The 25386-nt window shown below is 72.0% G+C and carries 24 protein-coding genes; 12 read left to right on the forward strand and 12 right to left on the reverse strand.

The features are described 5' to 3' along the window. The first annotated feature begins 140 nt into the window (after positions 1-140). Positions 141-1313, forward strand: a complete 1173-nt coding sequence (locus tag FB157_RS40230) for a low specificity L-threonine aldolase (RefSeq protein WP_145885771.1) — start codon at positions 141-143, stop codon at positions 1311-1313. A gap of 71 nt (positions 1314-1384) precedes the next feature. Here FB157_RS40230 and FB157_RS40235 read toward each other — a convergent pair whose 3' ends face one another. Then, entirely contained in the window at positions 1385-1591 is a 207-nt protein-coding gene (locus FB157_RS40235) for a hypothetical protein (RefSeq protein WP_145885772.1), read from the reverse strand. Positions 1592-1752: 161 nt separating this feature from the next. Here FB157_RS40235 and FB157_RS40240 point away from each other — a divergent pair, with 161 nt between their 5' ends. Beyond that, entirely contained in the window at positions 1753-2856 is a 1104-nt protein-coding gene (locus tag FB157_RS40240) for a DUF5937 family protein (RefSeq protein ID WP_145885774.1), read from the forward strand. A gap of 71 nt (positions 2857-2927) precedes the next feature. Here FB157_RS40240 and FB157_RS40245 read toward each other — a convergent pair whose 3' ends face one another. After that, a complete protein-coding gene (locus tag FB157_RS40245) occupies positions 2928-3599 on the reverse strand; it encodes a response regulator transcription factor (protein WP_145885776.1) in 672 nt (223 codons plus the stop codon). 84 nt (positions 3600-3683) lie between these two features. Next, positions 3684-4889: a sensor histidine kinase gene (locus FB157_RS40250; RefSeq protein WP_145885778.1), complete on the reverse strand. Its 1206-nt coding sequence runs from the start codon at positions 4887-4889 to the stop codon at positions 3684-3686. A gap of 118 nt (positions 4890-5007) precedes the next feature. On the opposite strand from FB157_RS40250, the gene FB157_RS40255 reads away from it, so the two are divergent. Next, complete coding sequence (locus FB157_RS40255; protein ID WP_186581898.1) at positions 5008-6105, forward strand: SAM-dependent methyltransferase; 1098 nt, start codon at positions 5008-5010, stop codon at positions 6103-6105. Between the two features lie 15 nt (positions 6106-6120). Here the strand turns inward: FB157_RS40255 and FB157_RS40260 are convergent, their stop codons facing one another. Then, positions 6121-7269: an NADH-quinone oxidoreductase subunit D gene (locus FB157_RS40260; RefSeq protein ID WP_145885780.1), complete on the reverse strand. Its 1149-nt coding sequence runs from the start codon at positions 7267-7269 to the stop codon at positions 6121-6123. Between the two features lie 31 nt (positions 7270-7300). On the opposite strand from FB157_RS40260, the gene FB157_RS40265 reads away from it, so the two are divergent. Together FB157_RS40265 and FB157_RS40270 are read left to right on the forward strand one after the other, a co-directional pair. Then, complete coding sequence (locus FB157_RS40265) at positions 7301-7804, forward strand: PH domain-containing protein (protein ID WP_145885782.1); 504 nt, start codon at positions 7301-7303, stop codon at positions 7802-7804. Beyond that, positions 7801-9126, forward strand: coding sequence for a PH domain-containing protein (locus FB157_RS40270; RefSeq protein WP_145885784.1), 1326 nt, complete (start codon positions 7801-7803; stop codon positions 9124-9126). The genes FB157_RS40265 and FB157_RS40270 overlap by 4 nt, the downstream gene beginning before the upstream one ends. Before the next feature lie 60 nt (positions 9127-9186). Here the strand turns inward: FB157_RS40270 and FB157_RS40275 are convergent, their stop codons facing one another. After that, a complete protein-coding gene (locus FB157_RS40275; RefSeq protein WP_145885786.1) occupies positions 9187-10497 on the reverse strand; it encodes a hypothetical protein in 1311 nt (436 codons plus the stop codon). Positions 10498-10594: 97 nt separating this feature from the next. Continuing rightward, a complete protein-coding gene (locus FB157_RS40280; protein ID WP_145885788.1) occupies positions 10595-11722 on the reverse strand; it encodes an esterase family protein in 1128 nt (375 codons plus the stop codon). A gap of 226 nt (positions 11723-11948) precedes the next feature. Between FB157_RS40280 and FB157_RS40285 the strand changes: the two genes are divergently transcribed. The 6 genes from FB157_RS40285 (at position 11949) to FB157_RS40310 (ending at position 17057) form a co-directional block, all read left to right on the forward strand. After that, positions 11949-13763: a phosphatidylglycerol lysyltransferase domain-containing protein gene (locus tag FB157_RS40285; RefSeq protein WP_145885789.1), complete on the forward strand. Its 1815-nt coding sequence runs from the start codon at positions 11949-11951 to the stop codon at positions 13761-13763. Positions 13764-13896: 133 nt separating this feature from the next. After that, positions 13897-14757 carry a dihydropteroate synthase gene (gene folP, locus FB157_RS40290; RefSeq protein ID WP_145885791.1) on the forward strand — a complete coding sequence of 287 codons (861 nt, stop codon included), beginning with the start codon at positions 13897-13899 and terminating at the stop codon, positions 14755-14757. Then, entirely contained in the window at positions 14754-15293 is a 540-nt protein-coding gene (locus tag FB157_RS40295) for a nuclear transport factor 2 family protein (protein ID WP_145885793.1), read from the forward strand. Before folP ends, FB157_RS40295 begins: the two co-directional genes overlap by 4 nt. 249 nt (positions 15294-15542) lie before the next feature. Next, positions 15543-15902, forward strand: a complete 360-nt coding sequence (folB, locus tag FB157_RS40300) for a dihydroneopterin aldolase (RefSeq protein ID WP_094218326.1) — start codon at positions 15543-15545, stop codon at positions 15900-15902. Further along, entirely contained in the window at positions 15899-16510 is a 612-nt protein-coding gene (folK, locus tag FB157_RS40305; RefSeq protein ID WP_145885795.1) for a 2-amino-4-hydroxy-6-hydroxymethyldihydropteridine diphosphokinase, read from the forward strand. The genes folB and folK overlap by 4 nt, the downstream gene beginning before the upstream one ends. Before the next feature lie 58 nt (positions 16511-16568). Continuing rightward, the gene (locus FB157_RS40310; protein WP_145885797.1) at positions 16569-17057 is read left to right on the forward strand and encodes a DUF3180 domain-containing protein; all 489 of its coding nucleotides are present in this window, start codon (positions 16569-16571) and stop codon (positions 17055-17057) included. A 31-nt stretch (positions 17058-17088) separates the two neighbouring features. Here FB157_RS40310 and folE read toward each other — a convergent pair whose 3' ends face one another. From folE to dacB, 6 genes are all read right to left on the reverse strand, one after another. Beyond that, positions 17089-17694 (reverse strand): GTP cyclohydrolase I FolE, encoded by a 606-nt coding sequence (gene folE, locus FB157_RS40315; RefSeq protein ID WP_145885799.1) that lies wholly within the window; start codon positions 17692-17694, stop codon positions 17089-17091. Between the two features lie 129 nt (positions 17695-17823). Further along, on the reverse strand, positions 17824-19863 hold the full coding sequence (ftsH, locus tag FB157_RS40320) for an ATP-dependent zinc metalloprotease FtsH (RefSeq protein WP_145885801.1): 2040 nt from the start codon (positions 19861-19863) through the stop codon (positions 17824-17826). A gap of 195 nt (positions 19864-20058) precedes the next feature. Next, entirely contained in the window at positions 20059-20619 is a 561-nt protein-coding gene (hpt, locus tag FB157_RS40325) for a hypoxanthine phosphoribosyltransferase (RefSeq protein ID WP_145885803.1), read from the reverse strand. Between the two features lie 84 nt (positions 20620-20703). Then, on the reverse strand, positions 20704-21774 hold the full coding sequence (tilS, locus tag FB157_RS40330) for a tRNA lysidine(34) synthetase TilS (protein WP_145885806.1): 1071 nt from the start codon (positions 21772-21774) through the stop codon (positions 20704-20706). Between the two features lie 192 nt (positions 21775-21966). Further along, positions 21967-23115 carry a zinc-dependent metalloprotease gene (locus FB157_RS40335; protein WP_145885808.1) on the reverse strand — a complete coding sequence of 383 codons (1149 nt, stop codon included), beginning with the start codon at positions 23113-23115 and terminating at the stop codon, positions 21967-21969. Positions 23116-23203: 88 nt separating this feature from the next. Next, on the reverse strand, positions 23204-24760 hold the full coding sequence (gene dacB, locus FB157_RS40340; protein WP_145885897.1) for a D-alanyl-D-alanine carboxypeptidase/D-alanyl-D-alanine-endopeptidase: 1557 nt from the start codon (positions 24758-24760) through the stop codon (positions 23204-23206). A 124-nt stretch (positions 24761-24884) separates the two neighbouring features. Between dacB and FB157_RS40345 the strand changes: the two genes are divergently transcribed. After that, positions 24885-25376 carry an inorganic diphosphatase gene (locus FB157_RS40345; RefSeq protein WP_046730908.1) on the forward strand — a complete coding sequence of 164 codons (492 nt, stop codon included), beginning with the start codon at positions 24885-24887 and terminating at the stop codon, positions 25374-25376. The last annotated feature ends 10 nt before the right edge of the window (positions 25377-25386 follow it).

A 25386-nucleotide genomic window follows, 5' to 3' on the forward strand; every position in this document is an offset into this window, starting at 1 on the left:
GGGTACCGGACGATTTCTCGTCATGTTAACGCTATCGGGTCGGCTCACGGCCGGTTGTCCACAGGCTGTGGGTTACCCCACGCCCGCGCCGCCGGAAAACCCCGCTGCCCCGCAAGGGCGCGCAGGGCATGATCCCGGGCATGACTGATACGGCTGAGCAGGGCGAGGAGCGGACCGCGCGGGAGCGGTCGGGGGAACGGCGCGCGGCGGCCCAGCGCGGGGCCCGGCGCGTCCTGTCACGCGCGGGCTGGCGGGGCACGATCCGGGAGCGGCTCGCGCTGCTCCAGGAGGCGGCGCCCGAGGTGTACGACCTGGACGAGCCGGCGGACGTCTACGGCAACCGGATCGTGGCGGCCCTGGAGGAGCGGGTCGCGGCCCTGCTCGGCACGGAGGCCGCCGTGTTCTTCCCGACGGGCACGATGGCCCAGCAGGTCGCCCTGCGCTGCTGGGCGGCCCGCACCGGCAACCCCGCCGTGGCCCTGCACGCCCTGGCCCACCCCGAGGTGCACGAACGGCATGCGCTCAGCCAGGTCAGCGGTCTGCGCCCGGTGCGCGTGACCGACGAGCCCCGGCTGCCCACGGCCGACGAGATACGCGACTTCCCGGAGCACTTCGGGGCGCTGATGCTGGAACTGCCCCTGAGGGACGCCGGTTTCGTGCTGCCCACCTGGGAGGAGCTGACCGAGGTCGTCGAGGCCGCGCGGGAGCGCGACGCGGTGGTGCACTTCGACGGCGCGCGCCTGTGGGAGTGCACCGTCCACTTCGAGCGTCCCCTGGACGAGATCGCGGGCCTCGCGGACAGCGTCTACGTGTCGTTCTACAAGTCCCTCGACGGCTTCGGCGGTGCCGTGCTGGCCGGTCCGCGGACCCTGGCCGAGGAGGCGAGGACCTGGCGGCACCGGTACGGCGGCATGGTCTTCCAGCAGTTCCCGACCGTGCTGTCGGCGCTCGTCGGCCTGGAGCGGGAGCTGCCCCGGCTGCCCGACTACGTGCGGCACGCGCGCGTGGTGGCCGCGGCCCTGCGCGAGGGATTCGCGGAGGCGGGCCTGCCGTGGGCGCGCGTGCACCCCGGGGTGCCGCACACCCAGGAGTTCCAGGTCTGGCTGCCGTACGAGCCCGAGGTGCTGGCGGAGGCGGCGGTCCGGCAGGCCGAGGAGACCTCGGTGATGCTCTTCGCGAACGGCTGGTACGGCGCCGCGCCCGGCCTGGCGTACACGGAGGTCACCGTGCGCTCGGCGGGCCTGGAGTGGACGGCCGCCGACGTCCGTGCGGCCGTCCGGGAGTTCGTGAGCCGGCTGCCCGGGAAGGCGTAGCGGGCTCGGAGGCCGTGGCGGCCCTGCAGGGCACGGGCCCCGGAGGACGGGGGCCCTGCAGGGCACCGGCCCTACAGGGCGCGCGGGCGCAGCCAGCGGGTCAGGGCCTGGCGGAGCCGTCCGTGCGCCGGGCGCTCGGCGAGGACCGCGCGGAAGCGCCGGTAGTCGCGCAGCTCGCGCATCAGGTCGCGGTCGTGGCGGCCCGGCGCGGGCGGTGCGGACTCTCCGTGCAGGCGGGCTCGGTAGGTGTCGAGGAGGTACTGCTGCGTGATGCTCATGGCGGATCGCCTTCTCGGGACGTGGCTGATCGATGACTGATCGGGCTCCGCGGTTGCCCCGGTGTCCTCAGATTGCTCCTGCTCAGAGCGGATGTCCCGTGGATTGACGGCAGCCGTCAATCCACGGGGCCACGGTCGGTGGCCGGGTGCACCATGGGGGCATGAGCGTGACCATCGACATCGCCGGACTGCCGCCGGAGCGCATCTCCGTCGTGCCCTCCCCGCTGGCGGAGCTGGGGATGGCGCTGCACGCGCTCAGCGAGCCGGGCCACCACCCGCAACTGCAGGGCTGGGTGACCGCCGTGTCGACCCGGCTGGACCCGGGTCTGGCCGACCGGCTGTGCGAGGCGGACTTCCTGTGGCGCACGACGTTCTCCGACGTCTTCGCCCCGTTCGCGGGGATACCCGGCGGGCGTGCGCAACCGGGCGCCACACTCGCCGAGGAGCTGGACCAGCTGGACCAGCTGACGGACGAACAGTTCGTGCACGCGGCCCTGGAGTTCACCTGCCAGCTGCGCTACGACATCGCCGAGCCCGGCCCGCTCGACGATCCCGGGCTGCGCCGGCGCTCCCTGGAACTGGCCGCCGCGCGCGGTGCCGTCCAGGAGCGGGTCACCCGTCGGCTGCTGGAGGACCCGCCGGCCGTCCGTGCCTGGTTCCGGCAGCTCGTGCTCGACTGCGACGAGGCCTTCTTCGCCGACACCTGGGCCCGGCTCCAGCCCCAGCTCGCGGCGGACGCCCGGCACAAGACCGAACTGCTGCGCCACAAGGGTCTGGGCGAGGCCCTCGCCTCGCTCTCCGGTGCCGTCTCACTGGACGAGGAGGCCGGGCTCATCACGGTCGACAAGCTCCTGGTGGGTCGGACGGCCATCGGCGACGGCGGCCTCGTCCTGGTGCCGACCAGCCTCGGCTGGCCCCATGTGATGGTTCTGCACCGGTACGGCTGGCAGCCCACGATCACCTATCCCGTCAGCGGCTGCCACCCGCAGGCGCCGTCCGTCGAGCAGCTCACGCTCCGTCTGGAGGCGCTGGCCCACCCGGTGCGGATGCGGCTGTGCCGCCACCTGGCCCGCGCCCAGCACACCACGAGCGAACTGGCGGACGCGCACGGCATGTCCGCCCCCGAGATATCCCGCCACCTGGCCGTGCTGAAGAAGGCCGGCCTGATCACGAGCGGCCGCCGCGGCCGCTACGTCCAGCACCAGCTGGACCTCTCCGCGGTGGCCCGCCTGGGCAGCGACTTCATCGAGGGCGTCCTGCGCTAGGCGCTCCGCCGGACATGCCGTCCTGTGCCGTCGATCGCCTGCCGCACCGTCGTGGCTGCGCCGAGGGGGCGTCAGCCCTGCCCGCCCGCCCGCACCAGTCCGGTCTCGTACGCCAGCACGACCACCTGCACCCGGTCGCGCAGGCCGAGCTTGGTCAGGATGCGGCCCACATGGGTCTTCACCGTCGCCTCGGACAGCACCAGCCGGGCCGCGATCTCGCCGTTGGACAGGCCCTGCGCGACCAGCACCATGACCTCGCGCTCCCGGTCGGTGAGCCGCTCCAGCTCCTTGTGCTGGGGCTCCCGGCCGGCGGAGGGCAGCATCGGCGCGAACCGGTCAAGCAGGCGCCGGGTGGTGGACGGGGCCACCACCGCGTCGCCGCTGTGCACGGAGCGGATGGCCGCGAGCAGCTCGCCGGGCGGCACGTCCTTGAGCATGAAGCCGGAGGCGCCCGCCTTCAGCCCGGAGAAGGCGTACTCGTCCAGGTCGAAGGTGGTCAGGATGAGCACCTTCGGCGGGTTCGGCTCCTGGCAGATGCGGCGCGTGGCCTCGACGCCGTCCAGCTTCGGCATGCGGACGTCCATCAGGACGACGTCGACGGCGGTGGAACGCACCACCTGAAGGGCCTCGACGCCGTCACCCGCCTCCGCGACGACCTCCATGTCCGGCTGGGCGGCGAGCACCATCCGGAACCCGGTGCGCAGCAGCACCTGGTCGTCGACGAGCATCACGCGGATCGTCATCGGGGTCCTCTTCCGTTTGCTCTGGGGGTTGTTCTGGGGTGCTCGGGGGGCGTGACAGGTGTCAACAGGGGGCGTGCGGCGGCGTCAGTGCGCCGGTTTGAGCGGGAGCAGCACGCTGATGCGGAATCCTCCGCCCGGGCGCGGGCCGGCGTCCAGGGTGCCGCCGACCATGCCGACCCGCTCGCGCATGCCGATCAGGCCGTGCCCCTGGCCGTCGGCGCCGCCCTCCTCGTACAGCTCATGCGGGGCACCCTTGCCGTCGTCCTCGACGAGCAGGCCGAGCCCGTCGTCGAAGTAGACCAGCCGCACGCTCGCGCCCGCGTTGGGCCCGCCGTGCTTGCGGGTGTTGGTGAGCGCCTCCTGCACGATGCGGTACGCGGTCAGCTCCACGCCGCTGGGCAGCGGGCGCGGGGTTCCCTCGACCTTGAAGTCGACGGGCAGACCGGAACTGCGGCACTGCTCGATGAGGTCGTCGATCTGCTCGACGTCCGGCTGCGGGACGTACTCCCCGGTCTCCTGGTGCTCGCCGGTGCGCAGCACGCCCAGCAGGCGGCGCATCTCGGCGAGGGCCTGGCGGCCGGTGGAGGAGATCGTCTCCAGAGCCTTCTTCGCCTGGTCGGGCGCGGCGTCGAGGACGTAGGCGGCGCCGTCGGCCTGGACCACCATCACCGACACGTTGTGCGCGACGACGTCGTGCAGCTCGCGCGCGATCCGGGCGCGCTCGGCCGCGACCGCCACCTTCGCCTGTGCCTCGCGTTCCTTCTCCAGCCGGGCTGCGCGCTCCTCCAGCTGGGCGAAGTAGGCCCGGCGGGTGCGCATGGAGTCACCGAGCACCCAGGCCAGGGCGAACGGCACCGTCTGGAACACCGCGATCGCCAGCTGGCCCAGCCCGCCGGAGTGCTGGTCGGGCCAGCGGATCTGCGCCAAGGTGGCTGCGAACAGGCTGGTGAAGAGCGCCAGCCGGGAGGCCCAGCGCGCACCGACCGCCGCGACCGTGTAGGTGATCACCAGCATCGCGAAGTCGGCGGCGGTCATCTCGATGTCCAGGACCAGCTGGGCCAGCCCGGTCGCGAGGGCCAGCAGCAGCATCGCCTCCGGGAAGCGGCGGCGCAGCGCCACGACGACGCACAGGACGGCGGACACCGCCAGCCCGCCGCCGACCGACATGTGGCGGTCCGGCACGCCGTTCTGACTCACCACGCTCACGCCGGAAAGCCCGAACAGGACGACGGCCCAGAAGCTGTCGACCCATGTCGGGTGCCTGCGGAGGAAGTCATAAAGGCGCTGCACGTAACCCAGAGTAGGGAAGCCGGATGCGTGCAGGGGTCAACCGGAGGGCCGATCCGCAGGAGCGACGCGTACTCCGCAAGGTGGATGCCGTGATCACCTGTGCGCCTAGTCTGTCCCGGTGACGGATGAGGCGACGGCGCAGAGCGTCCCCGCGGGACGCGGCTGGCGGGAGGCGACCCAGGAGGCGCTCTACGGGCCGGGCGGCTTCTACCGGCGGCCCGAGGGCCCGGCCGGTCACTTCCGTACGTCCGTGCACGCGTCCGCGTTGTTCGCGGGCGCCGTGGCGCGGCTGCTGTGCCGGGTCGACGCAGCGCTCGGGCGGCCGCGGACGCTGGACTTCGTCGACATGGGCGCCGGGCGCGGGGAGCTGGTGACCGGCGTGCTCGCCGCCCTGCCGGCCGACGTGGCGGCCCGCGCGCGCGGGTACGCCGTCGAGATCGCGGACCGTCCGGCGGGCCTGGACGACCGGATCGTCTGGCTGAGCGAACCCCCGGCGACGATCACCGGGCTGCTGTTCGCCAACGAATGGCTGGACAACGTGCCCGTGGACGTCGCCGAGGCGGACCCGGCGGGCGTGCCCCGGTTGGTGCTCGTCGCGGCTGACGGCACCGAACGGCTCGGGGAGCCGGTGTCGGGCGCGGACGCGGACTGGCTGGCGCGGTGGTGGCCGCTGCCGGGCGAGGAGGGGCTGCGCGCGGAGATCGGGCTGCCCAGGGACCTGGCGTGGGCGGCGGTGGTGGACCGGGTGGCGCGGGGACTCGCGGTGGCCGTGGACTATGCGCACACCGCGGACTCGCGGCCCCCGTTCGGGACGCTCGCCGGCTTCCGGGAGGGACGCGAGACGGCGCCCGTGCCGGACGGCTCGTGCGACATCACGGCGCATGTCGCGCTGGACGCGTGCGCGGCGGCGAGCGCGTCAGCACGTGCGACGGCTCGCACGGCGCACACGCCTCACGAAACGGCGCACACATCATCCGGCACAGCGCACGCACGTCCCGCCGCACGCCTGCTCACGCAACGCGCCGCCCTGCGCGCCTTGGACCTCACCGGCGCACGCCCCCCGCTCGCGCTGGCCTCGACGGATCCCGCCGCCTACGTCCGCGCCCTGGCGGGCGCGGGCGAGGCCGCCGAGCTCACCGCCCCTGGTGGCCTCGGCGACTTCGGCTGGCTGCTCCAGCCGGTCGGTATCCCGGACCCACTCGTCCAGGGCCTCTAGCGCCCGGCCGGCGGCTCACTTGTCGATGTCGCCGACCACGAAGAACAACGACCCCAGGATCGCCACCATGTCCGCCACCAGCGTCCCCGGCAGCAGCTCGGTCAGCGCCTGGATGTTGTTGTAGGACGCGGAGCGCAGCTTCAGCCGGTACGGGGTCTTCTCGCCCTTGCTGACCAGGTAGTAGCCGTTGATTCCGAGCGGGTTCTCGGTCCACGCGTACGTGTGCCCCTCCGGCGCCTTCAGCACCTTGGGCAGCCGCTGGTTGATCGGCCCGGGCGCCAGCTCGGCGAACCGGTCCAGACAGGCGTCGGCGAGGTCCAGGGCGTTGTGGGTCTGCTCCAGGAGCACCTCGAAACGGGCGAGGCAGTCGCCCTCGCTCCGGGTGACGACCTTCAGCGTGTCCTGGAGGTCGCCGTAGGCCAGATACGGCTCGTCGCGGCGCAGGTCGAAGTCGACGCCCGAGGCGCGCGCGATGGGCCCGCTCACGCCGTAGGCGTGCACGGTCTCCGGCGCCAGCGCCCCCACCCCCCGCGTACGCCCCCGGAAGATCTCGTTGCCGAGCACCAGGTCGTCGAAGACGTCCATCCGCGAGCGCACGGCGGCGACGGCGGCACGCGCGCGTGCCGTCCACCCGGCCGGCAGGTCCTCCTTGAGGCCGCCGACGCGGTTGAACATGTAGTGCATGCGCCCGCCGGAGACCTCCTCCATGACGTTCTGGAGCACCTCGCGCTCGCGGAACGCGTAGAAGACCGGCGTGATCCCGCCCAGCTCCAGCGGGTACGACCCGAGGAACATCAGGTGGTTCAGCACCCGGTTCAGCTCGGCGAGCAGCGTGCGCGTCCACACCGCGCGCTCGGGGACCTCCATGCCGAGCATCCGCTCCACGGCGAGGACCACGCCCAGCTCGTTCGAGAACGCCGACAGCCAGTCGTGGCGGTTGGCGAGCATGATGATCTGCCGGTAGTCGCGCGCCTCGAAGAGCTTCTCGGCGCCCCGGTGCATGTAGCCGATCACCGGCTCCGCGTGCAGGATGCGCTCCCCGTCCAGCACCAGCCTGAGCCGCAGCACGCCGTGCGTGGACGGGTGCTGGGGGCCGATGTTGAGCACCATGTCGGTGCTCTCGGCGGCACCGCCGATGCCGACCGTGGTCTCCGTCGCAGTCATGGACCCAGTTTCCCCTACGTACGCTGGCTCCATGGAAACGGGGATCCCCGAGGAGACCGGGGTGTCGGGGCAGGAGCCGGTGTGGCGGGGGCTGCCGCCCGGCCTGCTGCGCATGCGCCGGCTGCTGCTGGCGGTGTGGACGGGCGTGCTCGCCCTCGTGGCGGGGCTGCTGCCCGGCCTGCTCGCCGGCTGGACGTGGGCCGCCCTCGCGCTGCTCCCGCTGGCCCTGGGCGCGTGGGGCTGGCTGCTGCTGGGCCGCAACTGGCGCTCCTGGCGGTACGCCGAGCGCGCCGACGACCTGCTGATCAGCCGCGGTGTCCTGTGGCGCGAGGAGACCGTGGTGCCGTACGGGCGGATGCAGCTGGTGGAGGTCACCTCGGGGCCCGTGGAGCGGTCCTTCGGGCTGGCCAGCGTGCAGCTGCACACCGCCGCCGCGGCGACCGACGCGACCATCCCGGGTCTGGACCCGGCCGAGGCGGAGAGGCTGCGCGACCGGCTCACCGAACTCGGTGAGGCCCGATCGGCGGGCCTGTGACCGCGCCCGGCCTCGACGACGTGGCGGCGCACCCGCCCCTGGCCGAGCGGCGGCTGCACCCCGTCACGCCCTTCAGGCGGGCCTGGGCGCCGGTCGCCGTACTCGCGGGCTGGGCCGGGCACGACCCGAGCGGCGCACAGGAGCAGCTGCAGCGGCTGACCTCCACGATGCTGCTCATCGGGCTCGCCGTGCTGGTCCCGGCGGCGGGCCTCTACGGCTTCCTGTCCTGGTGGTTCACGCACTTCGCGGTCACCGACGGCGAACTGCGCATCCGTACCGGGCTGCTGTTCCGGCGCACCGCGCACATCCGGCTGGAGCGCATCCAGGCGATCGACGTCACGCGCCCGCTCCTCGCGCGCGTGGCGGGTGTGGCCAAGCTGCGCATCGACGTCGTCGGGGCCGACAAGAAGGACGAACTCGCCTTCCTGGGCGAGCAGGAGGCGCGCGCCCTGCGCGCGGAGCTGCTCGCGCGCGCCGCCGGTTTCGCGCCCGAGACGGCGCGCGAAGTGGGCGAGGCACCGGCGCACGAGCTGCTGCGGGTGCCTCCGCGCGAGCTGGCGCTCTCCCTCCTGCTGACGGGGGCCGCCTGGGGCTCGCTGACCGCCGCCCTCGTCGTACCGCCCGTGTTGTGGCTCGCCACCCACAGCGTGTGGACGGTCCTCGCCGCCGCCCTGCCGCTGCTCGGCACGGCGGGCGCGAGCAGCGCGGGGCGGTTCGTCGCCGAGTACGACTGGACGGTGGGCGAGTCCCCGGACGGGCTGCGCATCGACCGCGGGCTGCTCGACCGCGCGCACGAGACCGTGCCGCCGGGACGGGTGCAGACCGTGCGGATCGTGGAACCGCTGCTGTGGCGACGGCGGGGCTGGGTGCGGGTGGAGCTGGACGTGGCCGGGTCCGACAACTCCGTGCTGGTGCCGGTCGCCCCGCGCGCGGTGGCCGAGTCGGTCATAGCGCGCATACTGCCCGGCGTGACCGTGCCGGAGTCCCTGTCCCGCCCGCCCCGGCGGGCCGGCCGGTGCGTGCCGGTGTGGTGGCGCGGGCACGGCCTCGCGGTCACCGAAGCGGTGTTCGCCGCCCGGCACGGCCTGCTGCGCCGCCGTCTGTCACTGGTCCCGCACGCCAAGGTGCAGAGCGTACGACTCACCCAGGGGCCCTGGGAGCGGCTGTGGCGGCTCGCCGGTGTCCACGTGGACACCGGCGCCGACCAGACCGTCACGGCCCGTCTGCGGGACGCCGAGGAGGCCGCGCTGCTGCTGCGGGCCCAGGCGGAGCGATCCCGCACCGGCCGCAGGGACGCCCGCCCCGACCGCTGGATGGCGTGAGCCCGGCCCACCCCTCGCGGGCGGACCGGGCTCGGTGCCTGGTGGGTACCTGGCGGAGTCTCAGGAAGCGGCGGTGCGCAGCCCCTGGAGGTCGATCTGCTCCGTCTCGTCGTGCGCGGTCAGGTCGATGACCTGGCCCACGCCGCGCGACTCCGCGTCGGCGGGCTTGAACTCGGCCTCCGCCTCGGCCTTGTGCAGCGCGAGAGCCTCCTGGCCGACGACGTCGGCGAGGTCCTCGTTCTGCACCGACTCCAGCGCGGCGGACGCCGACTCCTTCTGGGTGCCGAAGAAGTCGAACCCGCCCTCGACCGCCGGGCGCCGCACGGGCGCGGCCGGTACGACGGCCACCGCGGTCGGCACCGTGAAGTGACCGGCGGGCTGCCGCCCCGCGGGCTTGGCGGGCTGGTCCGGTGCGGTCGGGAGGGCGGCCGCCGGCTCGTGTCCGTCGGCCGCCTCGGGCTTCCCCTGCGCCTCGCCCTCCGTGACGGCCTCCTGCGCGGGCTCCTTGCGCACACCGTCACCGGAGGCCTCGGCGGACCCGGCCGACTTCGGCTCGGCGGTGACGGGCTCGGGCCTGACCGGCTCGGGTCCGGCGGACTCGGGCGCCACGGACTCGGCCCGGGCGACCACGACCTCGGCGGACTCGACCTCGGCGGACTCGGCCTCAGGGGACTCGACCTCAGCGGAGTCGGCCGCAGCGGGCTCGGCCTCAGCCTTGGCCGACTCCCCGTCACGGTCCAGCCGGGACAGCGCCACCGCGGCCTTCAGGAACAGCTGAGCACCCTCGGCGGAGAACACCGGGCCGGCCTTCAGCTTCTCCTCGGCGGCCTCGACCGTCGCGGCCTCGGGCTCGGGCTCGGCGGCCTCGGGCTCGGCGCTGCGCGCGGGCGGCAGCGCGGGCGGGCCGGACGGCTCGGCCGCCTCGATCTCCAGCAGTCGGCGCCCCTCCAGGGCGGTCGCGCGCTCGGTCTCCGCCGTGGCGTAGCGGCGCAGCAGGGCCGCGTGCTCGTTGCGCAGCCCGGCCAGCTCCGCGCGCTTGGCGCGCAGCCGCTGCTCGAGCTTGGTGCGCAGCTCGCGCGACTCCTCCAGGTCGGTCTCCAGTTCGGCGACCCGTTCGTCGAAGCGCCACTCGTCGCTGACACGCGCGCGCGTGAGGTCGGCGACCTGCTTGCCCGCGTGGGAGTCCCAGCGGCGCATCACGACGGCGCCCACGACAGCGGTCGCCGCGGCGGCCGCGGCCAGCGTGCGCAACACGGTGACCTCGGAGAACACCCAGGGACCCAGCGCGCAGACGACGGACACGCCGGCCATCGCCGACGGAGGCAACAGCCGGTGCAGAGGCGGTGAATGGCGGTGGCGTCCACGTGGCATGGCCAGAAACTTACCGCGCGTAGGCGATTCGTGGACCCCCGCCCCGTAAAAACACCGCCGCACCAAGAGCTTTCCCGGACATCGGGCGCCCGGCGGCTCAGCGGTCGCTCAACCGCCCGCTGAGCCACTGCAGCGTCGGCGGGATCTCCCGGCGCCAGGTGTTGAAGTTGTGCCCGCCGCTGTCCAGGATGATCGAGGAGATCCGGGTCAGGTTCGTGGCCTGCACATCCCCTATGAACTTGAGGGTGTCCTTGTAGTTGTGTTCACCGATTTTGCTGCTGGTGACGAGCAGCGAGGTGTCGGGCGCGGGCTGGTGCTTGAGGAGCCACCACAGGTCGGCACGATTCTGCAGGTTCGTGTCGCCGTGGAAGAGGTCACCGGTCGTGGGGTCGATCGGCGCCTTGTAGTAGGGCGAGAGGCCGGCGGCGGCCGCGTAGACGCCCGGGTGGTGCATGGCGAGCTTCAGCGCGCAGTAGCCGCCGGTGGAGTCGCCGACGACGCCCCAGCTGCCCGGCCGCTTGCCCACCCGGTAGTGCGCGAGTACGGCCTCGGGCAGGTCCTTGGCGAAGAAGGTCTCGCTCTGCGGGCCGCCCGGGATGTCCACGCACTCGGTGTCGCGCGGCGGCGCCACGGTCGGCCGCAGCATCACCAGGATCATCGGCTGCATCCGCCCGTCCTTGGCCAGCTCCTGCGCCGTACGCGGGTAGTGGAGTTTGTCCACCAGCGCCTGCGCCGTACCGGGGTAGCCGGTCAGTACGACAGCCGCAGGGAACGTACGCGTGCGGTACTGCGGTTGGAAGTACTCGGGCGGCAGGTAGACGTACGCCGGTGTGGCGATGTGGGTCTTGCGCCCCACGATGTCCACCTTCTGGATCTGCCCGGTCGCCTGCGGCCGTGATCCGTTGACCCCTTTGACCAGGGACGTGGAGACCACCTGCAGCGGACCGCCGGTACCCGTGTTGGCCGAGTGGTCGATGACTATGCCCTGGTCGGTCTCCTGGCCGAACAGGTCCGCCCAGCTGGCGTAGAACCCGAAGGCCTGGTTGGCGGCGATCCCGAGGGAGCCGACGAGGACCAGTTGTGTGGCCAGGAGCAGGCCGACGCGCCCGGTGACGGCCCGCCAGTTCTGCCGGGCGAGCCGCGGCCACAACCACACCGTGGCGATGAACAGCACCGCGGCGAGCATGACCGCAAGCGCCAGCACCTTGTTGCTCGTGAGACCCATGGGCTCTTCCTGCCTGCGCTTTCCGCCCGTGGCCCACCCAGCTTCGTTGCAAGGGCTTGCCCGGGGCTTTCCTTGGCCTTTGACCCGACTTTCCGGAGGGGAGTGAACCTCTCTCCCCGAGACACCGTCCTAGAGGGCGCAATGTCGCCGGATGCCCCGATCGGCACCGGGTTCAAGGTCTCTCGCAGAACTACGGGATGCGATGTCTGTCAGGATAGATGGGGAAATGTCGGGCGGGGTTCCGAGCCGATCAAGCCGGGCGCGGCGCATACTGCGCGGCCCGCGCCCCGAGGCCGTTCCCGCTCTGGTCTCCAGGGCGTGTGCCCTCGTGGGCGTGGTGGACATCGCCGCGGGCGTGTTCCCGCGCTTCCGTCACAGCCGTATGCACGCCCTGGCCGAGGTGCTGCCCGGCTCCTTCGGGCCCTTCGCGGCGGCACTCTCGCTCAGCGCGGGCGTGCTGTTGCTCCTGCTCGCGCACGGACTCAAGCGACGCAAGCGCCGTGCGTGGCGCGCCGCGGTCGCGCTCCTGCCCGCCGGTGCGGCAGCCGAGTTCGTGTACCGGCACTCGGTCATCGGCATGCTCATCTCGATGGCGATCCTGATTCCGCTGCTGCGCCACCGCGACGAGTTCGCCGCCCTGCCCGACCCGCGCAGCCGCTGGCGCGCACTCGCCAACTTCGTCCTGATGGCCGCCGGTTCCCTCGCCCTCGGCCTGGTCATCGTCAGCGTCCATCCGAACCGGATGGTCGGCGACCCGAGCCTCGCCGACCGCCTCACCCACGTCGTCTACGGCCTGTTCGGCTTCGAGGGCCCGCTGGACTACGACGGCAGCACCTCCTGGACGGTGGCCTTCTCCCTCGGCGCCCTCGGCTGGCTGACCGCGGTCACCACCATCTACTTCGCCTTCCGCCCCGAACACCCGGCCGCCCGCCTCACCGAGGAGGACGAGGCCCGGCTGCGCGCGCTGCTGGACAAGCACGGCGGCCGCGACTCCCTCGGCCACTTCGCGCTGCGCCGCGACAAGGCGGTCGTCTTCTCGCCCAGCGGCAAGGCGGCGGTCACCTACCGCGTCGTCTCCGGCGTGATGCTCGCCAGCGGCGACCCGATCGGCGACGTCGAGGCCTGGCCCGGCGCCATCGAACGCTTCATGGACGAGGCCAAGGCGCACTCCTGGACCCCGGCCGTCATGGGCTGTTCGGAGACGGGCGGCGAGGTGTGGACCCGCGAGACCGGCCTGGACGCCTTGGAGCTGGGCGACGAGGCGGTGGTCGACGTGGCGGATTTCTCGCTCGCCGGTCGCGCGATGCGCAACGTGCGCCAGATGGTCAAGCGCATCGAGCGGGCCGGCTACGAAACCCGGGTACGGCGTATCCGTGACCTCGGCCAGGCAGAGCTGGAGCGCATCCGCCTGGCGGCGGAGGACTGGCGCGGCACCGACACCGAGCGCGGGTTCTCCATGGCGCTCGGCCGCATCGGCGACCCCACCGACGGCGACTGTCTGATCGCCACGGCCCACAAGGCCGACGACGAGCCCGGCGAGTACGGCGACCTGAAGGCGATCCTGCACTTCGTGCCCTGGGGAACCGACGGCGTGTCCCTGGACCTGATGCGCCGCGACCGCACCGCCGACCCCGGCATGAACGAGCTGCTGATCGTCGCCGCCCTGCAGGCCGCCCCCAAGTTCGGCATCACCCGGGTCTCGTTGAACTTCGCGATGTTCCGCTCCGCCCTCGCGCGCGGCGAGAAGATCGGCGCGGGCCCGGTGCTGCGCGCCTGGCGCGGACTGCTGGTGTTCCTCTCCCGCTGGTTCCAGATCGAGTCGCTGTACAAGTTCAACGCCAAGTTCCAGCCGCGCTGGGAGCCGCGCTTCGTCGTCTACCGCGCCTCCGCCGACCTGCCCCGCATCGGCTTCGCCGCCATGCAGGCGGAGGGCTTCGTCAACCTCGCCCTGCCGCTCCCGCGCTTCCTGCGCCGGCGCCGGGCGGCCGCCGCGCGCCCCTGCGCGCACACCGTGGCGGAACGCGACGTCCGAGCCGCCTGACCCCGCCCTGCCGCGCGCAGAGCCCGGCCCGGCCCCTGACCGGCCCGGGCGGAAGCCCCACCCCCTCCAGCACGGGGGCTTCCGCCCGGGCCGCGGCGCGTGGGCGGCACCGCCCTGGGCCTACGCTGAACGTATGAACAACCTCAGCGGGCGCGGCCGAGTGGCAGGTCTTCCGGCATGGGACCGGTGCGCGGTCATGGGGGTCGTGAACGTGACCCCCGATTCCTTCTCCGACGGCGGCCGCTGGTTCGACACGACCGTCGCCGTCAAGCACGGCCTGGACCTGGTGGCCGAGGGTGCGGACCTGGTCGACGTCGGCGGCGAGTCCACCCGCCCCGGCGCCACCCGCGTCGACGAGGCCGAGGAACTCAGGCGCGTCATCCCCGTCGTCCGCGGCCTCGCCTCCGAAGGCGTGGCCGTCTCCGTCGACACCATGCGCGCCTCCGTCGCCGAACAGGCCCTCGCCGCCGGCGCCGCCCTCGTCAACGACGTCAGCGGCGGCCTCGCCGACCCCGCGATGATCCCCGTGGTCGCCGCCACGGGCGCCCCCTTCGTCGTCATGCACTGGCGCGGCTTCCTGCAGGGCGGCAACGTGCGGGGCGCGTACGAGGACGTCGTCGCCGAAGTCGTGGACGAGCTGCGGGCGCGCGTGGAGGCCGTTCTGGAGGGCGGCATCGCCCCCGACCGCATCGTCGTCGACCCCGGTCTCGGCTTCTCCAAGCAGGCCGAGCACGACCTCAGCCTGCTCGCCCACCTCGACCGCCTGCACGCCCTGGGTCACCCCCTGCTCGTCGCCGCCTCCCGCAAGCGGTTCCTCGGCCGCGTCCTCGCCGGACCGGAGGGCGCACCCCCGCCGGCCCGCGAGCGGGACGCCGCCACGGCCGCCGTCTCGGCGCTCGCGGCGCACGCCGGCGCATGGGCGGTGCGCGTGCACGAGGTGCGCGCCACCGCGGACGCGGTGCGGGTCGCGCGCGCCGTTGAAGGAGCCCGGTGAGCGCCCCCCACACCGACGTCGAACAGGTGGAGGCCGCCAACACCGCCTTCTACGAGGCGATGGAGCGCGGTGACTTCGAGGAAGTGTCCTCGCTCTGGCTCACGCCCTCCGACCTGGGCGTCGACGAGGAGTACCACGACCCGGCGGACACCGGTGTGATCTCCTGCGTCCACCCCGGCTGGCCGGTGCTCACCGGCCGCTCCGAGGTCCTCAGGTCGTACGCGCTGATCATGGCGAACACCGACTACATCCAGTTCTTCCTGACCGACGTGCACGTCTCCGTCACCGGCAACACCGCCCTCGTTACCTGCACCGAGAACATCCTCAGCGGCGGTCCCGCCCCCGAGGACGGCGCGGAGCTCGGCCCCCTGGTCGGCCAGCTCGTCGTCGCCACGAACGTGTTCCGGCGCACCCCCACCGGCTGGAAGCTCTGGTCGCACCACGCCTCCCCCGTCCTGGCCGAATCCGACGAGGAAGAGGAGAACGGCCAGAACGGAGCGAACGGCGAGAATTCGGGTGACGACCCCCTCGCATAACCGGGTACGAGCCCCACAAGGACCAAGAAGTGGTTGGAATCACCTACCCGGGGGTATGTGCGGCTACCAGCCCATGACGCGTCCGGGTTCCCCAAGGGAAACACACGGTGAAGCCTCCGGGTCCCCGCCGGGGCACGCGCCCCCGTCACCCGGATGTGTCGGCGCCCGCAGGTAGATTCGTCAGAGGCCGGTGTGCCGCCCGCATGCGACACCGCCCGGCCGTTCCCGACGATTGCAGGAGTGATTCGCGTGGATCGTGTCGCGCTGCGCGGCCTGAAGGCCCGCGGGCACCACGGTGTGTTCCCCAAGGAGCGCGAGGAGGGCCAGACCTTCATCGTGGACCTCGTCCTCGGCCTGGACACGCGGCCGGCCGCCGCCGACGACGACCTGGCGAAGACCGTCCACTACGGCATCGTGGCCGAGGAGGTCGTGGCCGTGGTCGAGGGCGAACCGGTGAACCTCATCGAGACCCTCGCCGAGCGGATCGCCCAGACCTGCCTGAAGCACGAAGGGGTCCAGGAGGTCGAGGTCCGCGTCCACAAGCCGGACGCCCCGATCACCGTCCCCTTCGACGACGTGACCGTCACCATCACCCGGAGCCGAGTATGACCCGACCTTTCGCCCAGGGTCACAGCGACCCGACCGTCCAGCCGGTGCCCGCCTCGGTCGTCGAGCAGGTGGACGCCGCCGACACGACACTGAGCAACCCGAAATGGGCCGTGATCTCCATCGGCTCCAACCTCGGCAACCGTCTGGAGACCCTCCAGGGAGCCGTCGACGCCCTGGAGGACACCCCCGGCGTCCGCGTGAAGGCCGTGTCGCCGGTCTACGAGACGGAGCCCTGGGGCGTCGAGCCCGGCAGCCAGCCCACCTACTACAACGCCGTCGTCGTCCTGAAGACCACCCTGCCGCCGTCCTCCCTGCTGGAGCGGGCGCACGCCGTCGAGGAGGCCTTCAACCGGGTCCGCGACGAGCACTGGGGACCGCGCACCCTGGACGTCGACATCGTCGCCTACGCGAACGTCACCTCCGACGACCCGCAGCTCACCCTCCCGCACCCGCGCGCCCACGAACGCGCCTTCGTGCTCGCCCCCTGGCACGACATCGACCCCCAGGCGCTGCTGCCCGGCCGGGGCACGGTGGCCGAACTCCTGACGGCCGTCACCCGCGACGGCGTCGAGGCGCGCACCGACCTGGAACTCCGACTGCCCGAGTAGTCGTTAAGGTCAAGACGACCACAGTCCGGGATCGGTCCGGGGGAGCTGAAGGGACACCGTGAGAGAGCTGCGCATCAGGGTGCTGGCCGGCGTGTTCGTCGTGGCCGGCGTCCTGTCCTGGGCGGGTGCCCGCCTCTGGAACTCGGTCGGGACACTCCCCAGCGTCCCCCTGGCCGCCCCCATCGTCCTCGCGCTGATCGCGGTGGTCCTGCTCGCCACGGCGCTCTCGCTGCGCGCCCGCCTCAAGGCCCAGCGCGAGCGCCGCCCCGGCGCCAAGGGCGTCGACCCCCTGATGGCCGCCCGAGCGGTGGTCTTCGGCCAGGCAAGCGCCCTGGTGGCCGCCCTGGTCGCCGGCATGTACGGCGGCACGGGTGTCTTCCTCCTGGAGCTCCTCGACATCCCCGCCCGCCGCGACCAGGCCATCTATGCCGGCCTCTCGGTGCTGGCCGGCATCGGCGTGATAGCGGCGGCCGTGTTCCTGGAGCGGGTCTGCAAGCTCCCCGAGGACGAGGACCACAATCACGCGGGCGCGGAGCCGGCGGCCTGACCACCGGCTCCGGCCGTTCGCCGAAGGCCGCTCAGCGCGCCATGATGAGGCTCATCGCCTCGTTCCGCGTCGCCGCGTCCCGCAGCTGACCACGCACCGCCGAGGTGATCGTCTTCGCGCCGGGCTTGCGGATGCCCCGCATCGACATGCACATGTGCTCGCACTCGACGACCACGATCACGCCCCGCGGCTCCAGGATCTCCATCAGGGAGTCCGCTATCTGCGTGGTGAGCCGTTCCTGCACCTGCGGGCGCCGGGCGTAGACGTCCACGAGCCGGGCCAGCTTGGACAGACCGGTGATCTTCCCGGTCACGGACGGGATGTAGCCGACGTGGGCGACGCCCCGGAACGGCACCAGATGGTGCTCGCAGGTGCTGTAGACCTCGATGTCCTTCACGAGCACCATCTCGTCGTGCCCCAGGTCGAACGTCGTGGTCAGGACGTCCTCGGGCTTCTGCCACAGGCCCGCGAAGATCTCCTTGTACGCCCGGGCCACGCGCGTCGGCGTCTCCCTGAGGCCCTCACGATCCGGATCCTCACCGACCGCGATCAGCAGTTCCCGTACGGCGTTCTCGGCGCGCTTCTCGTCGAACTCGCCGATGGTGCCCTCACCGTCCAGGGTCACGGGGTCGGTCATCTGGTTCCTCGTTCCTGTGCTGTCACGCGTGCGTCCACGCGCTCTGTCTGCGGACATACGAAATGCCGCGCCCCCCAGGCTAGAACCTGGGGGCCGCGGCATTCATTCCGGCCTGGTGGCTGAAACTGTTCAGCTCTCGGGGCGGTCTTCCGGAGTCTTGTCCGTCACGGGGGCGGACTCCGACGCCGTCGACTTGACCGTGCTGATCGCCGCTGTCGCGCCGTTCGCCCCGTTGGTCAGTGCCAGCTCCTTCGGGGAGAGCACCGGCGGGCGGGTGGACGGGGTGCGACGGGACGAGCCGGTCCACGCGGGCCGCGGCGGGCGCTTGTGGATCGGGGCGAAGATCTCGGCGATCTCCTCCTTGCCCAGGGTCTCCTTCTCCAGCAGGTGAAGGACGAGCTGGTCGAGCACGTCGCGGTTCTCGACCAGGATCTCCCAGGCCTCGTTGTGCGCGGTCTCGATGAGCTTCTTGACCTCTTCGTCGACCAGCGCGGCGACCTCTTCCGAGTAGTCGCGCTGGTGGGCCATCTCACGCCCCAGGAACGGCTCGCTGTTGTCGCCGCCGAACTTGATCGCGCCGAGCCGCTCGGTCATGCCGTACTGCGTGACCATCGCGCGGGCCAGGTTGGTGGCCTTCTCGATGTCGTTGGCGGCGCCGGTGGTCGGGTCGTGGAAGACCAGTTCCTCGGCCGCGCGTCCGCCCAGCATGTAGGCGAGCTGGTCGAGCATCTCGTTGCGGGTGGTCGAGTACTTGTCCTCGTCCGGGAGCACCATCGTGTAGCCGAGGGCGCGGCCGCGGGAGAGGATCGTGATCTTGTGGACCGGGTCGGAGTTCGGCGAGGCCGCCGCGACCAGGGCATGACCGCCCTCGTGGTACGCGGTGATCTTCTTCTCCTTGTCCGACATGATCCGGGTCCGCTTCTGCGGGCCCGCGACCACACGGTCGATCGCCTCGTCCAGCGCCTTGTTGTCGATCAGCTTCTGATCGCTGCGGGCGGTGAGCAGCGCGGCCTCGTTCAGCACGTTGGCGAGGTCGGCGCCGGTCATGCCGGGGGTGCGGCGGGCGACGGCGGCCAGGTCGACGTCGGGCGCGACCGGCTTGCCCTTCTGGTGAACCTTGAGGATCTCCATGCGGCCCTGCAGGTCCGGCGGGTCGACCGCGATCTGGCGGTCGAAGCGGCCGGGGCGGAGCAGAGCCGGGTCGAGGATGTCGGGCCGGTTCGTCGCGGCGATGAGGATCACGCCGCCCTTGACGTCGAAGCCGTCCATCTCGACGAGCAGCTGGTTCAGGGTCTGCTCGCGCTCGTCGTGACCACCGCCGAGGCCGGCGCCGCGGTGGCGGCCGACCGCGTCGATCTCGTCGACGAAGACGATCGCCGGGGCGTTCGCCTTGGCCTGCTCGAAGAGGTCACGGACTCGGGAGGCACCGACACCGACGAACATCTCGACGAAGTCGGAACCGGAGATCGAGTAGAAGGGCACTCCGGCCTCGCCGGCCACGGCGCGCGCGAGGAGCGTCTTGCCGGTACCGGGACGGCCGTAGAGGAGCACGCCCTTGGGGATCTTGGCGCCGACGGCCTGGAACTTGGCCGGCTCCTGGAGGAACTCCTTGATCTCGTGGAGCTCCTCGACGGCCTCGTCGCAGCCCGCGACGTCGGCGAAGGTCGTCTTCGGGGTGTCCTTGGTGATGAGCTTGGCCTTGGACTTGCCGAAGTTCATGACCCGGGAGCCGCCGCCCTGCATCTGATTCATCAGGAACAGGAAGACGACCACGATCAGGACGAAGGGCAGCAGGGAGAGCAGGACGCCGACGAACGGGTTCTGCTTGGACGGCGAGACCGTGTAGCCGTCCGGAATCTGCTTGTCCTGGTACTTGGTCTGCAGTGTGGCGGCAATGGTCACGCCCTGGTCGCCGATGTAGCTCGCCTGGATCTTCGAGCTGCCCTCGACCTTCTGGCCGTCCTTGAGGGTGACCTTGATGGTCTGCTCGTCACCGGTGGTGAGCTTGGCCGACTCGACCTTGTTCTCGTTGATCGCCGCCACGACCTGGCCGGTGTCCACCGTCTTGTAGCCGCCGGACGAGCCGACGACCTGCATCAACACGACCACGGCAAGGACGGCCAGCACGATCCACATGACCGGCCCACGGAAGTATCGCTTCACGTCCATCCATACGGAGCGGTGTCGCCCCGTCCCTCCTGCCATAGTGAGTTTGATAAGACAGTTCTTCTGACGGTACCCCAGCATTGTTGTCCGAAGCCGCACGGAGTGGCACGGACGGCTGGCATTCCCGTCTCTGCATGCTCCAACGGCGCGAAACCCGCTGGGGTTCCCGATCGTCTTACAGGGGCTGGCCCGATTGGCTCAGCCGCCGTAGACGTGAGGCGCGAGCGTACCGACGAACGGCAGGTTGCGGTACTTCTCGGCGTAGTCGAGGCCGTAGCCGACGACGAACTCGTTCGGGATGTCGAAGCCGGCCCATTCCACGTCGATGGCGACCTTGGCGGCGTCCGGCTTGCGCAGCAGCGTGCACACCTTGAGGGACTCCGGCTCGCGGGAGCCGAGGTTGGACAGCAGCCAGGACAGGGTCAGTCCGGAGTCGATGATGTCCTCGACGATCAGGACGTGCTTGCCCTTGATGTCGGTGTCCAGGTCCTTGAGGATCCGCACGACACCGGAGGACTGGGTGCCCGCGCCGTAGGACGACACGGCCATCCAGTCCATGGTGACGGGGGTGGACAGCGCCCGGGCCAGGTCGGCCATGACCATGACGGCGCCCTTGAGCACGCCGACGATGAGCAGGTCCTTGCCCGCGTACTCCGCGTCGATCTTCGCGGCCAGCTCGGCCAGCTTCGCGTCGATCTCTTCCTTGGTGATGAGTACCTGCTTGAGGTCGGCACCCATGTCTTTCGCGTCCACCCGCATCACTTTCGGTCGTCCCGCACTTACGGCCGCTCTTACGGCCACCGGCTGTCCGGCCCGTCGGAGGGTCGCTCCGGGGGTCCCGATTCAGCCTTGCCGAATCACCAGTCTGCCACCCTGACGCTGGGCGACGACTTTGCCGGGGAGATTGATGGCTCCCTGGCCCCGCCAGCCGGTGATCAGCCGGTCGACCTCCTCGATGTGGCGGGCGAAGAGGGAGCCGGCCGGGGCGCCTGCCTGGATGGCGGCGCGGCGCAGGATGCGGCGGCGTACGGCGGGCGGGAGGGCGTAGAGCTTGGCGCACTCCAGGAGGCCCGTGGCGTCGCGTACGGAGGCCTCGGCCTGGGAGGCCCAGGAGTCGAGGGCGTCGGCGTCGTCGCGGGAGAGCTGGGCGGTGCGGGCGAGGGCTTCCACGACGCCTTTGCCGAGGGCCTTCTCCAGGGCGGGCAGACCTTCGTGCCGGAGCCGGGAGCGGGTGTAGGCGGGGTCGGCGTTGTGCGGGTCGTCCCAGACGGGCAGGGACTGCACCATGCAGGCCTTGCGGGCGGTCTGGCGGTCGATGTGCAGGAAGGGGCGCCGGTAACGGCCGTCGGCCCCCGAGACCGCGGCCATTCCGGACAGGGAGCGGATGCCGGAGCCGCGGGCGAGGCCGAGCAGGACGGTTTCGGCCTGGTCGTCGCGGGTGTGGCCGAGCAGGACCGCGGCGGCGCCGTGCCGTTCGGCCGCGGCGTCGAGGGCGGCGTAGCGGGCGTCCCGGGCGGCGGCCTCGGGGCCGCCCTCGCGGCCGACGGACACGGCGATGGACTCGGCGGGGTCGAGGCCGAGCTCACGCAGCCTGAGGACGACCTCGTCGGCCCTGAGGTCGGAGCCGGGCTGGAGGCCGTGGTCCACGGTGATGCCGCCGGCGCGGATGCCGAGCTTGGGGGCCTCGAAGGCGAGGGCCGAGGCGAGCGCCATGGAGTCGGCGCCGCCGGAGCACGCGACCAGCACGAGCGGGGAGGGGGTGCGCTCGTTCCGGCTCGGTCCGCGGGCTTCCACGGTGGCAGCCGTCGCGGCTGTCATCGCTGCTTCGGTGATGCGGCTGTGGTCGATGAGGAGGTCGTGGAGGGCGCGGCGGACCGCCAGGCGTATCGCCGCGACCGCAGGATGGGGACCCATGTCCGGTTCCCTTCATGAAGTTTTCGGGGGGTGAGCCCGAGATCGGTCACTCAGAGTGTGTAGATGGTGACAGAAGCGGGCCGTTCCCCGAGCATTGCACGCCTACCCATCGCTCACGGTCCCTCGGACGGGTGATTGGAGGGGCGTTCGCCTGCCGTAGGCCGGATTCGGTTCACGACTTCCCCACGCGCTTCACGACTCGGCCTTGCGGTGCACCCGTGCGACCCAGTCCGCCGGTTTGGCGATCTCCGCCTTGGTGGGCAGGGTGTTGGGGGAGGTCCACACCCGGTTGAAGCCGTCCATGCCGACCTGTTCGACGACGGCGCGCACGAAGCGTTCGCCGTCCCGGTACTGCCTGAGCTTGGCGTCGAGGCCGAGCAGTTTGCGCAGGGCGAGGTCGAGGCGGGAGGCCCCCTTGGCACGGCGCTGCTGGAACTTCTCGCGGATCTCGGAGACGGTCGGCACGACGCTCGGGCCCACCCCGTCCATGACGAAGTCGGCGTGCCCCTCCAGCAGGGACATGACCGCGGTGAGGCGGCCGAGGATCTCGCGCTGGACCGGGGTCTGCACCAGCTCCACGAAGGAGCGTCCCTCGTCGTCCTCCTCGCCCTCGGGGCGGCCGCCGGCGAGGGACTGGGCGGCTTCCCGGATGCGCTCCAGGACGGTCATCGGATCGACGTCGGTCTCCGCCAAGAACGACTGGATTTCACCCTCGAGGTGGTCACGCAGCCAGGGCACGGCGGTGAACTGCGTGCGGTGGGTCTCCTCGTGCAGGCACACCCAGAGCCTGAAGTCGTGCGGCTCGACGTCGAGTTCGCGCTCCACGTGGACGATGTTGGGGGCGACGAGGAGGAGGCGGCCGCCGCCGCTCGGTGCGTCGGGGGGGCCGCCGGCCGGGAGGTCGCGGGAGGCGGGGGCGAAGGTCTCGTACTGGCCGAGGACGCGGGAGGAGAGGAACGACAGCAGCATGCCGAGTTCGACGCCGGTCACCTTGCCGCCGACCGCGCCGAGGACCGCGTTGCCGGGGCTGCTGCCACGGCGTTCCTGCATCTTGTCCAGCAGGGGCTTGAGGATCTCCCGGAAGCCGGCGACGTTGGCCCGGACCCAGCCCGGCCGGTCGACGACCAGGACGGGGGTGTCGTGGGTCTCCTCGGTGCCCAGCCGGGTGAAGCCCCGGACGTGTCCCTCCGAGGCCTTCGCGTGCCGGCGCAGCTCCGCCACGACGGCCCTGGCCTCGTCGCGGCTGACTTCGGGTCCCGGTCGTACGAGCCGTGTCGCGGTCGCCACCGCGAGGTTCCAGTCGACCATCCCGGGAGATGCGGTGCCACCGAAGCTCGTCATGCGTCAACGGTACGTGAGCGCTCCCGCTTGGGGCAGGCCATGGGCGTCGGGTGAGGTGCGGTTTCCCGTGCGGTGACGGGTGTTGGCGTTACCGGCAGCCGCAGCCCGCCAGCGCCGTCGCCGTCCTGTCCAAAGCCGCCTGGGCCTCGTCGCGGTTGGTCGTGCCGGAGGCCAGGAAGGCGAAGGCCAGGAGGTGGCCGTCCTGGTCCACGACCGTGCCCGCCAGGGTGTTCACGCCCGTGAGGGTGCCCGTCTTCGCGCGTACGACGCCTGCGGCGCCGTCGGTGTAGCGGGCGGCCAGGGTGCCGGTGAAGCCGGCCACGGGGAGGCCGGTCAGGACCGGGCGGAGGCCGGGGCGGGCGGGGTCGGCGGCCTTGACCAGCAGGGCGGTGAGGAGGTTCGCCGTGACCCGGTCGTCGCGGTTGAGGCCGCTGCCGTCGTGGAATGCGGCGCCGGACATGGGCAGGCCGAGCTTGGTGAGCCGGGTGGCGACGGCCTTGGCGCCGCCGTCGAAGCTGCCCGCCCGGCCACTGGCCAGGGCGGTCTGGCGGGCCAGGGCCTCGGCGATGTCGTTGTCGCTGTACGTCAGCATGCGCTCGACCAGGGCGGACAGCGGCGGCGAGGAGACGGTGGCGAGGGTCTCGGCGCGGCTGGTGGCCTTGGAGGGGCCGGGGGGCGTGGACTTGATGCCGGCCTGCCGCAGGTAGTCCGCGAACTTGCGGGCCGCGTCGGCCGCCGGGTCGCTCACACGGGTCGCCGGGCCGCTGCTGGAGTTGCCGATGCGGCCCTCGTCCGCGGTCAGGGCGCTGACGGGGGCGAGGTTCTCGTCGACGCCGACGGGATGCAGCGCGGGGCCGGAGAAGAGCGTGGTGTCGTAGGAGAGCGTGATCCGGTCGATGCCGCGCTTCTCGAGGGCGGCCGCCGCGTCGGCGGCGAGTGCGCGCAGGCTCGCCCAGCCCTCGGCCTTCGGGCGGGCGGTGAGGGTGGGGTCGCCGCCGCCGACCAGGATCAGTTCCTTGGTGTCGGGTTCGAGTGCGGCGCGGGTGGTGAGGCGGTGGTCGGGGCCGAGCGCGGAGAGGGCGGCGACGGCGGTGGCGATCTTGGTGGTGGAGGCGGGGGTGAAGGCCCGGTCGGCGGCGGTGCCGTACAGCTGCTTGCCGGTGCCGACGTCGACGACGGCCGCCGCGTGGCCGCCGCCGAGCTCGGGGGCGGCCAGGAGCGGCCCCAGGACGTCCGAGAGGGCCTGCCGGCCCGGCGGGGCCTTCTTGGTGCTGACGGCACCCGTGGAGCTGCCCAGGCCCGTCAGGACGGCCGGGGCGCTCGGTGCGGGCCTGGGTCCCCGCGCGCTGGTGCCGGAGTCGCCGTGATCTGCGCCACCTGACCGCTCCAGGGCGGCGACCCGGTCCCGCTCGGCCGTACGCTGACCGTTGGCGTCCCAGGGACCGGCGACGGTCACCACACCGGCGGCCAGCGCCAGCCCGGCGGTGGCGGCGCCCGCGGTGTACTGCCAGGTCCTGACGGCTCGCGGCCGGGGGAGGTGTGCAAGCCCGGGGCGCACTGCCTTCGTCAGCCGCGCGACCCCTGGTTTCGCGGCCGTCACGGCGCGCGCCAGTCGCGGTCGTACGGCGTTCGCGAGCCGCACCATCTGCGGTCTCGCGGCTCGCCAAGGCCTCAGCTCTGGCACGACCACCAGCCCCTTTCGCGATCACACACCTGCGTGAGGGACACTTAACCACCAGAACTATGTGCTGATCATGGAGGAGCCACCGGTGGAGTTCGACGTCACGATCGAGATCCCGAAGGGTTCGCGGAACAAGTACGAGGTGGACCACGAGACCGGTCGGATCCGCCTGGACCGTCGCCTCTTCACCTCGACCGCCTACCCGACCGACTACGGCTTCGTCGAGAACACCCTCGGCGAGGACGGCGACCCGCTGGACGCGCTGGTCATCCTGGACGAGCCGACCTTCCCGGGCTGCCTGATCAAGTGCCGTGCGATCGGCATGTTCCGGATGACGGACGAGGCGGGCGGCGACGACAAGCTGCTGTGCGTTCCGGCCACCGACCCGCGTGTCGAGCACCTGCGCGACATCCACCACGTGTCGGAGTTCGACCGCCTGGAGATCCAGCACTTCTTCGAGGTGTACAAGGACCTGGAGCCCGGCAAGTCGGTCGAGGGTGCCAACTGGGTGGGCCGCACGGACGCCGAGGTGGAGATCGAGCGGTCGTACAAGCGCTTCAAGGAGCAGGGCGGTCACTGACCACCCCGCG

Source organism: Streptomyces sp. BK340 (assembly GCF_007827595.1).
Lineage (GTDB): Bacteria > Actinomycetota > Actinomycetes > Streptomycetales > Streptomycetaceae > Streptomyces.

Coding starts and splice junctions, on each gene's coding strand:
- FB157_RS40260 (WP_145885780.1), bottom strand. CDS start 7,269: ATGACTGCGACGGAGACCACGGTCGGCATCGGCGGTGCCGCCGAGAGC.
- FB157_RS40265 (WP_145885782.1), top strand. CDS start 7,301: ATGGAAACGGGGATCCCCGAGGAGACCGGGGTGTCGGGGCAGGAGCCG.
- hpt (WP_145885803.1), bottom strand. CDS start 20,619: ATGCGGGTGGACGCGAAAGACATGGGTGCCGACCTCAAGCAGGTACTC.
- dacB (WP_145885897.1), bottom strand. CDS start 24,760: ATGGTGCGGCTCGCGAACGCCGTACGACCGCGACTGGCGCGCGCCGTG.
- FB157_RS40280 (WP_145885788.1), bottom strand. CDS start 11,722: ATGGGTCTCACGAGCAACAAGGTGCTGGCGCTTGCGGTCATGCTCGCC.
- tilS (WP_145885806.1), bottom strand. CDS start 21,774: ATGGGTCCCCATCCTGCGGTCGCGGCGATACGCCTGGCGGTCCGCCGC.
- FB157_RS40230 (WP_145885771.1), top strand. CDS start 141: ATGACTGATACGGCTGAGCAGGGCGAGGAGCGGACCGCGCGGGAGCGG.
- folK (WP_145885795.1), top strand. CDS start 15,899: ATGACCCGACCTTTCGCCCAGGGTCACAGCGACCCGACCGTCCAGCCG.
- FB157_RS40240 (WP_145885774.1), top strand. CDS start 1,753: ATGAGCGTGACCATCGACATCGCCGGACTGCCGCCGGAGCGCATCTCC.
- folP (WP_145885791.1), top strand. CDS start 13,897: ATGAACAACCTCAGCGGGCGCGGCCGAGTGGCAGGTCTTCCGGCATGG.
- FB157_RS40285 (WP_145885789.1), top strand. CDS start 11,949: ATGTCGGGCGGGGTTCCGAGCCGATCAAGCCGGGCGCGGCGCATACTG.
- folE (WP_145885799.1), bottom strand. CDS start 17,694: ATGACCGACCCCGTGACCCTGGACGGTGAGGGCACCATCGGCGAGTTC.
- FB157_RS40275 (WP_145885786.1), bottom strand. CDS start 10,497: ATGCCACGTGGACGCCACCGCCATTCACCGCCTCTGCACCGGCTGTTG.
- FB157_RS40235 (WP_145885772.1), bottom strand. CDS start 1,591: ATGAGCATCACGCAGCAGTACCTCCTCGACACCTACCGAGCCCGCCTG.
- FB157_RS40335 (WP_145885808.1), bottom strand. CDS start 23,115: ATGACGAGCTTCGGTGGCACCGCATCTCCCGGGATGGTCGACTGGAAC.
- ftsH (WP_145885801.1), bottom strand. CDS start 19,863: ATGGACGTGAAGCGATACTTCCGTGGGCCGGTCATGTGGATCGTGCTG.
- FB157_RS40245 (WP_145885776.1), bottom strand. CDS start 3,599: ATGACGATCCGCGTGATGCTCGTCGACGACCAGGTGCTGCTGCGCACC.